Consider the following 11,690-nt stretch of genomic DNA (forward strand, 5'->3'; position numbering starts at 1 on the left):
CTACTGGAGCGCGGGAGGCGCCGGGACCTCTCCGCGCAGGATCTCGACTTCCTCCGGCACGCTGACGAGGAGGACGCAGCCCCCTTCGCTCCTGACCCCGTGCACGTTGTGCGGTGCGGTGTAGATGTAGTCGCCTGCCTGCAGCGAGTCCTTCCCGAGTCGCACGTCTCCCTCGAGGACGAAGATCTCCTCGCCGCCAGGGTGCGAATGGACCGGGTACGACGCGCCCGGGTCGAACCGGAGGAGGATCGTCGGGGCCCTCTTCTCCGCCTCGTCGAAACGCAGGACCTTGACGGAGACGCCGGTGACGCCCGGCTCGTCCAGGGGCTTCCAGTCGACGGCTCGGGAACGGACGAGCTGGTTCAGCGCCGGGTTCGGTCGTCGACGGTCGTCCATGCTCGAGTCTCCTTCGGGGCGTTCACCCGCGCGCCATCAGGACCGGGTGGGCGGCCTGGATCACGGCGCTTGCATAACGCGTGAGACGCCGGAAGGCAAGGGCGCGCAGGGAGTCCTCGACCGCCTCCTCGGCGGGCACCGGCCTGCTCTTCCATTCCGGAAACCTTCCTCTTGACCATCCGTATTTCACGGTGATATCACTGCGAAAGCAGCCGAAAGGGAGGTTCCGCCATGAAACCCACCACCCTGAGCGTCAACCGGGAAACGACGGTGACGGTCCACAACGGGTGGACGATGCTCGTCCTCGTCCTCGCGTTCATCGTCGTGGACATCGGGCTCTTCGTCTGGTCCCTCGCGGCCGGGATTCCGGCGACGGGACACCCTTACGTCCTTCCCCTCGTCCTCTCCCTCCTCGCGATCCCGGTCTGGATCATCCTTCTCACCGGCTTCTTCACGCTGCAGCCCAACGAAGCGCGCGTCCTCGTCCTCTTCGGCGCCTACAAGGGAACGGTCCGGGAAAGCGGCTTCCACTGGGGCAACCCCTTCTACACGAACGGGTCGGGAGCCTCCTCCGCGGCCGCCACATCGGCCGAGGCGCACGGCGGCACGCCCACGGCGATCGCCGCCCAGGCCGCGGCGGCCGCCGCCCGCCACCCGAAGCGCAACAAGATCTCGCTCCGCGCCCGGACGCTGAACGGCCAGCGCCTGAAGGTGAACGACAAGGGGGGCAACCCGATCGAGATCGCGGCCGTCGTCATCTGGCGCGTCCAGGACACGGCCATGGCGATGTTCGACGTGGACGACTACGAGAAGTACGTCGAGACCCAGAGCGAGTCGGCCCTGCGCCACATCGCGAGCCTCTACGGCTACGACCACGGCGAGGAGGACGAGATCACGCTTCGGTCGAACGTGGAGGACGTCTCCGCCGCCCTGCGCAAGGAGCTGCACGAGCGGCTCGTCAAGGCCGGCGTCGTCGTCGAGGAGGCGCGCCTCACGCACCTCGCCTACGCCCCCGAGATCGCCCAGGCGATGCTCCGCCGCCAGCAGGCCGAGGCCGTCATCGCCGCCCGGCAGAAGATCGTCCACGGCGCCGTCAGCATGGTCGAGATGGCCCTCAAGGAGCTTTCGGAGAAGAACGTCCTCATCCTCGACGACGACCGGAAGGCCGCCATGGTGAGCAACCTCATGGTCGTCCTCTGCGGCGAGGCCGAGGTCCACCCCGTGGTGAACACCGGCACGCTCTACGGCTGAGACCGCCGATGGCGAATCCACCTGCCGCCGGACCGCCGCATCCGATGGAACCTCGAAAAGCGTTCCTGCTCCGGATCGACCCCGCCCTCTTCGCCGAGATCGAGAAGTGGGCGGCGGACGAGTTCCGGAGCGTGAACGGCCAGATCGAGTACCTCCTCCGGGACGCGGTCCGGGCCCGGCGGCGGGGGCGGGCGCGTAGCGATTCGGCCGGCGCGACGGGACGGGAGTTCTAGAATCCGCCGCAAGAGGAGAGATCCCATGAAGCGCTTCCTGTGCCTCGTTGCCGTTTCTGCCCTCGCCGCCTCCGCGACGCTCGCTCAGGTCCCCGCCGCCGTACCGGCCGCACCGGCGGCACCGGCGGCCCAGGCGGCCGCTGCGCCAACCCTCACCGTCGAGAACTCCGCCAACCCGGACCTCGTCGGCTCCCTGGTGAGCAAGCTCGGCGTGACGCCCATGCAGGCCGAAGGGGGGGCGGGAGCGCTTCTCGGGCTCGCCAAGGGGAAGCTCAAGGCTGACGACTTCGCGAAAGTCGCAACCGCGATTCCCGGCACGGACAAGCTGATCGCATCCGCCCCGGTCGCGGACGCCCCGAAAGGCGGCGGCGCTCTCGGAGCGGCGGCCGGCGCGGTGGGCGGTAAAGCCGCCGGGCTCGCGGGCCTTGCCCCGGTCTTCAGCAAGCTCGGCCTGAAGAGCGACATGGTGGCGAAGTACGCGCCGGTCGTCGTCGACTACGCCCAGAAGAAGGGGGGCGACACGGTCGGCAAGCTCCTCGGGGGCGTTCTCAAGTAGGAGCCCTTACTTCCAGACGGCGATCTCGTCGAGGGCCTTCCGCGAGAGGTCGGGGACCTTCGCGCCGGGCGCGGGTAGCCCACCGGCATTACGAGCAGCGCCTTCTCGTTCGCGGGCCGGCCGAGCAACTCGCGCAGGAAGACCATCGGGCTCGGCGTGTGGGTCAGCGTCACGAGACCCATCCGGTGGACGGCCGCGATGAAGAGCCCCGCCGCGATCCCGCACGACTCCGGGACGTAGTAGTGCGTCCGCTTCGAGCCGTCGGATCGCACTCCGTGCGTCTGCGCGAAGAGGACGACGATCCACGGCGCGTCGGTGAGATGCGCCTTGACCTCGTCGGTGCCGAGAGGCGCGAGCGCCTCGAGCCACTCCTCGGGGGCGCGGCCACCGTAGAACTCGCGCTCCTCCTTCTCGGCGGCCTCGCGGATCTGCCGCTTGAGGCCGGGGTCGGAGACGGCGACCCAGGTCCAGGGCTGCTGGTGGGCGCCGCTCGGCGCCGTCCCCGCCGTCCGGATCGCCCACTCGATCAGCTCCCTCGGCACCGGATCGGTCGAGAAGTGCCGCGTCGTGCGGCGGCGGTCCATCTCCTCGAAGAACGTCCGCGCGCGCTCGGCGGACTCCGGGAGCGTCCGGCGAGTGAACGAGAGCGGCACGAAGGGGCGGGACGGGAATCCGGGATCCTTCCGAGTCGGTTCCGTCACGGAGATCTCCTTTCGGTGGGCAGGATCGTCGCATTCCTCGATCTCGCTCGGGACCTACAATGTCCGATGGCCCGTGCTTCGCGTGGACCGCCGCCCACTCCCATCTACACATCGGAGGAAGAGCCATGAACGTCCTCAGAGGCCGCACCATCGCCGTCCTGCTGGCCGCAGCGGCATCCATCGCGGCCCCCCTGCCCGCCCAGGAGATCGACGTCGTCGAGCGGACGTTGTCCAACGGCATGAAGGTCCTGATAGTCGAGCGGCACGACCAGCCGACCGTCTCCTGCGGCTGGCTCGCCCGCGTCGGAAGCGCGAACGAACGGCCCGGCATCACCGGCCTCGCCCACCTCTTCGAGCACATGATGTTCAAGGGGACGAAGACGATCGGCACGAAGGACGCCGCGCGCGACCTCGAGCTGAACGGCATGCAGGACGAGGTGCAGGTCTTGATCCGCGAGGAGATGGCGGTTCTGCGCGAAAAGCAGCGCCGCGGCGAGATCGCGGACATGATGGATCCGGCCGCCCGGACCCCGCGCCTCGGCGAGCTCCTCGCGAAGTTCGACGCGCTCGTCGCCCAGCAGCGCGCGCTCATCGTCAAGGACGAGATGGACAAGATCTACCAGGAGAACGGCTCGACCGGGCTGAACGCGTCGACGAGCAATGACCGGACGTTCTACATCGTCGGCATCCCGTCCAACAAGGTCGAGCTCTGGGCCTGGCTCGAATCCGACCGGCTCGCGAATCCGGTCTTCCGCGAGTTCTACAGCGAGCGGAACGTCATCCTGGAGGAGCGCCGGCAGACGCTCGAGTCGCGCCCCGGCGGGACGGTGAACGAGGCGTTCAACGCGATGACGTGGATGGCGCACCCGTACCACTGGCAGGTCATCGGCTGGCCGAGCGACATCGCCCAGGTGACACGCGAGCAGGGCAGCGAGTTCTTCGCCACCTACTACGCCCCGAACAACCTCACGGCGATTCTCGTCGGCGACCTCGACCCCGAGAAGACGCACGCCCTCATGGAGAAGTACTTCGGCCGGATCCCCGCGAACCCGAAGGGGGTCCCGCCGGTCGTGACGATGGAGCCCGTCCAGCCCGCCGAGCAGCGGATGGTGGCCGAGGTCGAGATGACGCCGTCCGCGGAGGCCTCCTACAAGGCCGTTCCCGCCGTCCACGGCGACGCGGCGGCCCTGCAGGTCCTCGGCGTCGTCCTCGGCGGAGCGCCGATGACCGGCCGCCCCGGCATGGGCGGACCGACGCGTCCGCCGTCGGGCCGGCTCCACCGGGCCCTCGTCCTCGACCAGAAGGCCGCGACCCGCGCCTCGGCCTACTTTCGCGGGCAGAAGTACGGCGGCCTCTTCACGGTCTCCGCGACGCCGGCCCCCGGCAAACGGCCCGGCGAGGTCGAACCGCTCCTCTACGCCGAGCTCGACAAGGTCGTGAAGGAAGGAATCTCCGACGACGAGCTGGCCCGCGCGAAGAACGCCCTCCGCGTTGCCTTCTACACCCGGCTCGAGAGCAACTCCGGTATCCGCGAGTCTCTCGCCCAGGCCGAGAGCAGCGGCACGTACCGGGACCTCCTGGATTCTCCGAAGAAGGTCGAGGCCGTGACCCGCGACGACGTCCAGCGCGTCGCGAAGAAGTACCTCGTGAAGGAGAGCCGCAGCGTCCTCCTCACGACGCGCAAGGGCGGGGGCGAGGGGATGCCGCGGCGCCGCCCCGGCGGCATGCCCCCCGGAGCGCCCCCGGCCCCAGCCGCCGCCCCGGTCCCGGAGGTGAAGGGATGAACCGCTTCGTGAACTGCGGCGCACTCCTGCTCGCCGTCTCGGCGTCCTGCGGCCCTCGGGCAGGCGATCCCTGACCGCCCCGAGAAGCCCTCCTATCCCCTATCGCCTTCCAGGTCCCGAAGGCGAAGGACGCGAAGGTCGTCCTGAAGAACAGAGTCCCGGCCTACCTCGTCTCCGATCCGACGGGCGTCCCGCTCGTCCGCATCACCGTCTGGTGGCGGGGCGGCGCCTACATGGAGCCGGCCGGGAAGGAAGGGCTCGCGAACCTTCGGCTCCCAGCTCGCCGTCGGCGGGACGCAGAAGAGGGACGCCGCGGCGGTCGAGGACCGCCTCGAGGCTCTCGCGGCGACGCTGTCGTCGGCCTCCACCGCGACGAGCGGCAGCCTCTACCTCCAGGTGCAGGAGAAAGACCTGGCCGAGGGGCTCGACCTCATGATGCAGGCCCTCACCCAGCCTGGGTTCGCGCAGGACCGGCTCGACCTCGCCAAGAAGGGCGCGAGGCAGGCGCTCGAGCGGCGCAACGACGCCGTCACGTCGATCGCCCAGATCCAGATGCCCACTCTCCTCTTCGGCGAGAAGTTCTTCGCCACGGAAAACACGACCGCCGCGAGCCTCGACGCGATCACGCGCGAGAGATCTCCTCGCGTTCCACGCCGGGCTCCTCCACCTCGGCGAACCTCGCCGTCGCCGTCTCTGGGAAGTTCGAAAAGAAGGCGATGGTCGACCTCCTCAACGGACGGTCGGCGCGATCGCGGCGGGAAAGACCGCGCGCCTGAGCCCGAAGGTGCCCGAGCCCGACTTCGCGCGGACGCCGGGACTCTACGTCTGCGACAAGGACGCCCCGCAGGCGATGCTCCAGTGGGCCTTCCCGGGATGCGCCGCTCCGACCCCGACTGGTACCCGGCAATGGTGATGAACCACGTCCTCGGCGGTGGCGGCTTCACGGCGCGCCTCATGAAGAAGATCCGCTCGACGAGGGCCTCACGTACGGCGTGAGGACGACGCTCGGCGAGGGGCCCCACTGGCGCGGCGACCTGACCGGCGGCCTCCAGACGAAGAACACCACGGTGGCCTACGCCCCGCGCCTCGCGCTCGCCGAGATGCAGAGGCTGAAGGACGAGGCGTGCTGACCGAGTCCGAGCTGGCGTCGGTCAAGGACGGCCTCGTCGAGTCGTTCCCCGCTCAGTGGGCGAGCCGCCAGGCGATCGCGAACCGCTTCGCCGAGGAGCAGCTGAACGGCTGGCCCGAAGACTGGTGGGTCGACTACCGCGAGAAGGTGAAGGCGGTGACGGCCGCCGACGTCCGGAAGCTGGCGAAGAAGCTCCTCGAGCCGGAGAAGATGGTCGTCCTCGCGGTCGGCAAGGCCTCCGAGGTCGAGTCGGGTGACCTGGACCACCCGGGCGCCCTGAAGGACGCGGTGAGGCTCCCGCCTCCGGGTGCTGCTCCCGCGATCCGCTGGCTCACGCTCGCCGCTGCCCTGACGGCCCGATCCGGCTCCCCCCTACTTCGGCGGCGGAAGCTTGGACCAGTCGATCTGGGCGCCCCAGGCGCTGTGCGGGATCATGAAGACGGCGCGCGTCACGAGCGCCGCGACGCCGACGGCGACGCGGGCGTCGCGGGCCTGCGCGGGCGCGCAGCGCCGCGAACGCCCACGCGAGGACGGCGACGGCGGTCTTGTTGTCGGTCATGTCGCCGCCGAAGGGCCAGCCGGTCCAGTAGGCGTCGAAGGCCTGCTTTCCGGACGAGCGGCCTGGAGGAAGAGGCCGCCGAACGTGAGGAGCGCCACGACGACGAGCGAGATCCGGAAGAGCTTTCGTTCGCCGCGGAGGGCGAAGAGGCCGGCCGCGTTCGCGACGAGCATCCTGGTGAACATCGCAAAGACGTGCGGGACGATGACGACGTTGGAGACCGCGCCCTTGAAGCGGGCGATCGCCGGGCGCTGGGGAAGAGGGCGAATTGCCCTCGCGCGCTCGGAGCCGGACCTGGTACTGACCTTGCCGGCGGGTGGCTGGTGCGGCAGGGCTGTTCTGAGCGTCTCGCCCTCGCGGACCATCGGCAGCGCCGCGAACGCGTCGTTCGTCGGGTAGCGCCGCCACGCCACGCTTCCGGTGACCCCGGGTCCGGAGCCTTCACGGTGACGGCGAGGTCTCCTGCTCCCGCCCAGGAACGGAGCAGCCGGAGCTTCACGTCCGACTCCCCGAGCATCACGGTGCCGCGGGCGGGCCGCGTTGGCCCGGTGAGCCGCTGGTAGATGGCTGAGGAGAGGGTGACGAGGAGGGCGAAGAGCCAGATGCCGACACGTCTGCGCATGCGGGGCGGAGGATAGCCCGGCTGCTGGCATCATCCGAGGCATGAGGTTCTCGCCGCGCGCCTCCCGCCTCCTCATCGTCCTTCTCCTCGTCGCCCCGGCCGCCGCCCTCGCCCCGTCTTCCCTCGCGGCCGAAACGACGAAGGCCCCTTCGGCCCCGGCCGTCGTCTCGGGCGAGTGGTTATCGGCAGCCCTGGGATCGAAGGCCTTCGTCCTCCTCGACGCCCGGCCGATGCGCGACTTCCTCGCCGCGCACCTGCAGGGAGCGCAGAGCGTCGCGGTCGAGAACCTCCGCTCCACGTCGGGCGGCGTCCCCGCCACGACATACCCGCCTGAGGTCCCGGCGTCGTCTTCGCCTTCGCGCCGGGGGTGACCTTCCGGGTCACACGTCGTCGTCTACGGCGCAGAGAGCGACAACGACGCGACGTGTCGCCACGGCCGCCCTGATCGCCGGAGCCCGGAAAGTCTCCGTCCTGACGGCGGCTTCGCGCTGGACGGCCGAGGCGCGCGCGACGACGAAGGACCGTTCGCTCATCCCTGTCGCAAAGCCGACCCTCCCGGGCGATACCTCGTCCTCGTCCCGATCGACGACGTGAAGAAGCGCATCGGCGACGAGAGAACCGTCTTCTTGGACTGCGGCCTGAGGAGCAGTGGGCGGCAGGGCGCATTCCGGGGCGAGGAACCGCTTCTGGAAGAAGGACGTCGACGGCGGCTCGTTCCGCCCCGAGGCCGCGACCCGCGCGGAGCTCGAAGAGGCCGGCGTCTCCTGGGAGAGGCCCGTCGTCGTCTACTGCAACAGCGGCCACCAGGCCTCGGAGACCTTCTACACGCTGAGATTCCGGCTCGGCCATCCTGACGTGCGGCTCTTACCAGGGTTCCTGGCTGAGGGTCGATGACGCCGGAGCGCCGAGAGAATCGTCCGCCCCGCGGAGCCTGCGGCGAAGCGACGGCCGGCGAGATCGCCGCGCCTCGCCTCCTCGGCCGGCGCGGGGGTCGCGAACGCCCTCGCAGGGGCGGACGATCTCACGTTCCCTGACGCTCATCCTCCCCTCGGGGTCCTGGCGATCCAGGCGAACGCCACGTCGACGATCGCGCTCCTCCCGGGCGGCCGCGAGCCTCGCCGGCTACCGGCGCGAGGTGGCGACGCACCGCGCCTGGCTGAAGACGCTCTTCCTCCCGAGCCCCGTCGGCGGCGGCATCGGGTCGGTTCTCCTCCTGAAACTCCCGAGAAGCTCTTTCGCGAGCCTCGCGCCGTCCTCGTCCTCTTCGCGACGCCCTCTTCATGCTCCAGATCGTCCTCTCGAAGAGGAAGGGCGACGTCGAGGCGGCACGCGCCAGACGGCCCACGACGGCCCGTTGGGGCATGGCGACGCTGGCCCAGCTCGCCGTCGCGGTCTACGGCGGCTACTTCGGCGCAGGCATCGGCATCCTGATGCTCGTCGTCCTCGGCTTCCTGGGCCTCACCGACATCCACGCGATGAACGGGCTGGAAGAACTCTTCGGCATCACGATCAACGTCGTCGCGGCGGCGTGGTTCGTCCTGCACGGCGCCGTCCTTCGGCCCATCGCGCTCGTGATGATCGGGGAGCGACGGTCGGCGGTTACGCCGGGCGCGCTTTGGCCCGGCGCATCGGCAAGGAGAAGGGCGCGCGGCCGTCGTCGTCATCGGCCCCGGCGCTCACCGCCGTCCTCCTGCTCCAGCGGAGCTGACGCTGAGCGCCCCGGCCCGTTCCTCTTACGAGGCCGAGGTGGGCACGGACGCCGGTGTCGGACACGGCGAGCGTCCTCGCGCCGGAGAGCGCCTCGGCGGCTAGCTTCCTCGCCTCGCCCTTCCGGCCGGAGGCCGGCGAGGACCTCGGCGCTGAGCGAGGCGAAGAGCGGCGCGACGTCGAGGGGTCCTCCCTGCCGACGCGCTGGGCGTCGGCGAGGAGCGTCGCCGGTTCCGCCGCGGGCGCGCCGGACCTCAGGGCTCCAGTAGCGGAAGAGCCTGATCGAGACCTGATTCGCCTGAAGCGCGGACGCCGGCCGGTACGCCAGGCGATCCAGACCTGGAGCGGCGCGGTGTCGAAACCCCGGTCGGGATAGGCCGCGTCGAACCGGTTCGTGACCTCGGCCGCGGCCTCGTCCCACCGGCGCGCGCTTCGCCGAGAGCGAGGTCCTCCGACGATCAGCTCAGTGGGGTCGGCCCCGAGCCGGACGCGGTCCCCTTTTTCCGAGAGAGGCCGCGGCGATACCAGTCGATGGCCCGGCCGAGATCTCCATGGAGGTGGAACGCGCGGCCCGCTTCCACGGCGATCGGCGCGCCTGCTCCTCCGTCCGCCCGTAAGCGGACACCCAGGCCGCATCCGCCGCAGCGCTCCGGCCGGCGTCGAGGAGCGCCACGGCCCGGGCCCGGGCAGTCCACTGGCAAGGGCGTCGCCGGCCTCCCTGAGCGCGTTCCCACGCCAGCTCCACTTCAGACAAGGCCTCTGCGGTCCGGCCCGCGCCCCGAAGCCGGGCGGCCTCTTTCGCAGGTGCACATACGCCTCTTCCCGGGCCAGCGCGCGCCTTTCTGATTCCCCCGGCCGCACGGGGACCACGTCGAGGAAATCCGTCGAGAGCGAGCTCTTCGATCTGTCTCGGTCCATACGCCCCGACCTTAGGACGCTCGCCGCCTCGACCGCGGGGCCGGACGCTTCCGTCGAAGACCGCATGCGGGGACGAGGGCGTACCAGGCCAGGAGCGGGGACCGGTCGCCCCAGGACGGGCGGTCCGGCGATTCCGCAGAAGGCAGGCTGGCGTCGCGACCGACCGCTCCGTCGTCCCGCGGGACCTTCAGCGCCGCGACCGAGCCGGAGAAGCCCATCCGGTTGTTGAACCCGGCGAGGATCAGTCCTTCCGGCCGTCTGCGTCGACGTCGGCCGCGGCCCCGGCGTAGTGATGCCTGGAACCGTAGAACGCGACGACGACCCGCCGGCGTTTCAGGTCGCAGACGTAGGTCGCGCCGGGATAGAGCGGGCTGTGACACAGGCTCACGGCCACCTCGTCGACGCCATCTCCCTCCACGCCGAACGGGAAGAGCGCGCCCGCGACGAAGGTGTTCGAGAGAACGTCGGGAAAGCAGCGGGCCAAAGGCCGCGGAGACGGGCTCGGGGAGAGGCACGGCCAAGACCCGTCCGGTGAGCGGATGGAGGAGCTCGAGGACCTTCCCTCGGCTCGTCGAGCCGCCTCGCACGGCCACGGCTCCCGTCCGCCCGTCCCCCAGCCGGACGAGGTTGACCTGACGCCCCGCCTCCACGCCCGCGCGCCGCCAGGGCAGGCGTCCTCGCCGTCGAGCGCCTGGATTCCCCTGCGCCGTCCGGAACGAGGCGACAGCTGCGGCCGATTCCACGGGAAGACCGGGAGGAACGCCAGCACGAGGACGATCGCCAGAAGTGCGGCCGAAATGCCGATCGCGAGGGCCGCGCAGCCGGCGCGGAGCCCTCCGCGCCTCCGGCCCCGAGGACGGCGAGGGACGTCGGCGGTCAGGCGTAGCGCCTCTCGCGGTCCTTCGCGAGGAGGCGCGTGACGATGCCGGCGAGCCAGGAGGGCGACTGCGGCCGGAGCTTCCTGACATCAGGTGGTTTCCGGCGGATGTGCGCCACGATCGTCCTGATGGGCCGAGCCGGTGCGCAGCGGCACCTTTCCAGCGAGCATCTCGAAGAGAACGACCCCGAACGCGTAGAGGCCGCCCGCGCGTCGAGGAGGTCGCTGAGCGCCTGCCCGGCGCGAGAGGTACTGATGGTCCCGACGAGCCCCTCGGTCTCCGTAACGCGGGTCTCGGTATCTTCCCAGTGCCGGGCGAGGCCGAAATCGGCGAGCCACTTCTCCCGACGCCGACAGGAGGATGTTCCCGGCTTCACGTCGCGGTGAACGATGCCCAGCGCGTGCAGGTCGGCGAGCGCGTGCAGCACCGCGACGCCGATCTGGGTCGCGCGCTCCGGCGGGAGCGGCCGCGGCCGAGAAGCTCACGGAGCGATTCCCCGTCGACGAGCTCCATCGTCAGGAACACCGTGTCGCCCGACTGGCCGATGTCGAAGACCACGAGACGGCATCCCGCGGCGTCGCGCGCGATGGCCACCTCGCGCCGGAAGCGCTTGAGCGCGGCCTCCGACGTCCGGTCGGTCCGGCGACCTTCAGCGCGACGCGCCGTCAGCTCGCGGTCGAACGCTCTAAACGACCGCCGAGCCGCCCATGCCGAGGACGCCGCGCAACTCGTAGCGCCGACCGATCTCGGTGCCGAGCGAAGAGGCGCACGAAGCGGCACGGTGATCTCACCGGTCCACCCGCCGGCGTCGCCCGGATCGGGTCGTCCATGGCTCCACCGTCCCGGATCTCTCCTGCCGCAAATCATAGGCGCGGCGCCGGCGGACGGGGTGTCAGAACAGAAGTCCGTCGAGAGGAAGCTCGATCTCCGGTTCCTGGAGAAACGTCGTTCAGGAT

The 11,690-nt window shown here is 70.5% G+C and carries 13 protein-coding genes and 1 pseudogene; 9 read left to right on the plus strand and 5 right to left on the minus strand.

Translation table 11 applies throughout. The features are described from left to right. Entirely contained in the window at nucleotides 1–396 is a 396-nt protein-coding gene (locus IPN03_15585) for a cupin domain-containing protein (GenBank protein MBK9375097.1), read from the minus strand. A gap of 294 nt (nucleotides 397–690) precedes the next feature. Between IPN03_15585 and IPN03_15590 the strand changes: the two genes are divergently transcribed. Genes IPN03_15590 through IPN03_15600 form a run of 3 tightly spaced genes read left to right on the plus strand, consistent with a single transcriptional unit; the run spans nucleotide 691 to nucleotide 2,436 of the window. Beyond that, the gene (locus IPN03_15590) at nucleotides 691–1,647 is read left to right on the plus strand and encodes an SPFH domain-containing protein (protein MBK9375098.1); all 957 of its coding nucleotides are present in this window, start codon (nucleotides 691–693) and stop codon (nucleotides 1,645–1,647) included. 44 nt (nucleotides 1,648–1,691) lie between these two features. After that, complete coding sequence (locus IPN03_15595; GenBank protein ID MBK9375099.1) at nucleotides 1,692–1,880, plus strand: Arc family DNA binding domain-containing protein; 189 nt, start codon at nucleotides 1,692–1,694, stop codon at nucleotides 1,878–1,880. A gap of 25 nt (nucleotides 1,881–1,905) precedes the next feature. Next, the gene (locus IPN03_15600; GenBank protein MBK9375100.1) at nucleotides 1,906–2,436 is read left to right on the plus strand and encodes a DUF2780 domain-containing protein; all 531 of its coding nucleotides are present in this window, start codon (nucleotides 1,906–1,908) and stop codon (nucleotides 2,434–2,436) included. Nucleotides 2,437–2,442: 6 nt separating this feature from the next. Here IPN03_15600 and IPN03_15605 read toward each other — a convergent pair. Continuing rightward, a pseudogene (locus IPN03_15605) lies at nucleotides 2,443–3,020 on the minus strand (nitroreductase family protein). A gap of 242 nt (nucleotides 3,021–3,262) precedes the next feature. Between IPN03_15605 and IPN03_15610 the strand changes: the two are divergent. From IPN03_15610 to IPN03_15620, 3 genes are all read left to right on the plus strand, one after another. Then, nucleotides 3,263–4,921, plus strand: coding sequence for an insulinase family protein (locus IPN03_15610; protein MBK9375101.1), 1,659 nt, complete (start codon nucleotides 3,263–3,265; stop codon nucleotides 4,919–4,921). Nucleotides 4,922–5,098: 177 nt separating this feature from the next. After that, a complete protein-coding gene (locus tag IPN03_15615; protein MBK9375102.1) occupies nucleotides 5,099–5,917 on the plus strand; it encodes an insulinase family protein in 819 nt (272 codons plus the stop codon). Continuing rightward, complete coding sequence (locus tag IPN03_15620; GenBank protein ID MBK9375103.1) at nucleotides 5,914–6,051, plus strand: hypothetical protein; 138 nt, start codon at nucleotides 5,914–5,916, stop codon at nucleotides 6,049–6,051. The genes IPN03_15615 and IPN03_15620 overlap by 4 nt, the downstream gene beginning before the upstream one ends. A 554-nt stretch (nucleotides 6,052–6,605) precedes the next feature. Here IPN03_15620 and IPN03_15625 read toward each other — a convergent pair. Further along, nucleotides 6,606–7,022: a hypothetical protein gene (locus IPN03_15625; protein ID MBK9375104.1), complete on the minus strand. Its 417-nt coding sequence runs from the start codon at nucleotides 7,020–7,022 to the stop codon at nucleotides 6,606–6,608. Between the two features lie 250 nt (nucleotides 7,023–7,272). Here IPN03_15625 and IPN03_15630 point away from each other — a divergent pair, with 250 nt between their 5' ends. The 3 genes from IPN03_15630 (at nucleotide 7,273) to IPN03_15640 (ending at nucleotide 9,207) form a co-directional block, all read left to right on the plus strand. Then, nucleotides 7,273–7,602, plus strand: coding sequence for a hypothetical protein (locus tag IPN03_15630; protein ID MBK9375105.1), 330 nt, complete (start codon nucleotides 7,273–7,275; stop codon nucleotides 7,600–7,602). A 277-nt stretch (nucleotides 7,603–7,879) separates the two neighbouring features. Further along, complete coding sequence (locus tag IPN03_15635) at nucleotides 7,880–8,125, plus strand: hypothetical protein (protein MBK9375106.1); 246 nt, start codon at nucleotides 7,880–7,882, stop codon at nucleotides 8,123–8,125. A gap of 386 nt (nucleotides 8,126–8,511) precedes the next feature. After that, nucleotides 8,512–9,207: a sulfite exporter TauE/SafE family protein gene (locus IPN03_15640; protein MBK9375107.1), complete on the plus strand. Its 696-nt coding sequence runs from the start codon at nucleotides 8,512–8,514 to the stop codon at nucleotides 9,205–9,207. Between the two features lie 890 nt (nucleotides 9,208–10,097). Here the strand turns inward: IPN03_15640 and IPN03_15645 are convergent. Both IPN03_15645 and IPN03_15650 read right to left on the minus strand, forming a co-directional pair. Then, nucleotides 10,098–10,340, minus strand: coding sequence for a hypothetical protein (locus tag IPN03_15645; GenBank protein MBK9375108.1), 243 nt, complete (start codon nucleotides 10,338–10,340; stop codon nucleotides 10,098–10,100). 766 nt (nucleotides 10,341–11,106) lie between these two features. Next, nucleotides 11,107–11,514 (minus strand): hypothetical protein, encoded by a 408-nt coding sequence (locus IPN03_15650; GenBank protein ID MBK9375109.1) that lies wholly within the window; start codon nucleotides 11,512–11,514, stop codon nucleotides 11,107–11,109. Nucleotides 11,515–11,690 lie beyond the last annotated feature (176 nt).

Source organism: Holophagales bacterium, from assembly GCA_016719485.1.
Classification (GTDB): domain Bacteria; phylum Acidobacteriota; class Thermoanaerobaculia; order UBA5066; family UBA5066; genus UBA5066.

Excerpts from the sequence above, each read along its gene's own strand:
- IPN03_15585 (MBK9375097.1), bottom strand. The coding sequence starts at position 396 with ATGGACGACCGTCGACGACCGAACCCGGCGCTGAACCAGCTCGTCCGT.
- IPN03_15590 (MBK9375098.1), top strand. The coding sequence starts at position 691 with ATGCTCGTCCTCGTCCTCGCGTTCATCGTCGTGGACATCGGGCTCTTC.
- IPN03_15595 (MBK9375099.1), top strand. The coding sequence starts at position 1,692 with ATGGAACCTCGAAAAGCGTTCCTGCTCCGGATCGACCCCGCCCTCTTC.
- IPN03_15600 (MBK9375100.1), top strand. The coding sequence starts at position 1,906 with ATGAAGCGCTTCCTGTGCCTCGTTGCCGTTTCTGCCCTCGCCGCCTCC.
- IPN03_15610 (MBK9375101.1), top strand. The coding sequence starts at position 3,263 with ATGAACGTCCTCAGAGGCCGCACCATCGCCGTCCTGCTGGCCGCAGCG.
- IPN03_15630 (MBK9375105.1), top strand. The coding sequence starts at position 7,273 with ATGAGGTTCTCGCCGCGCGCCTCCCGCCTCCTCATCGTCCTTCTCCTC.
- IPN03_15640 (MBK9375107.1), top strand. The coding sequence starts at position 8,512 with ATGCTCCAGATCGTCCTCTCGAAGAGGAAGGGCGACGTCGAGGCGGCA.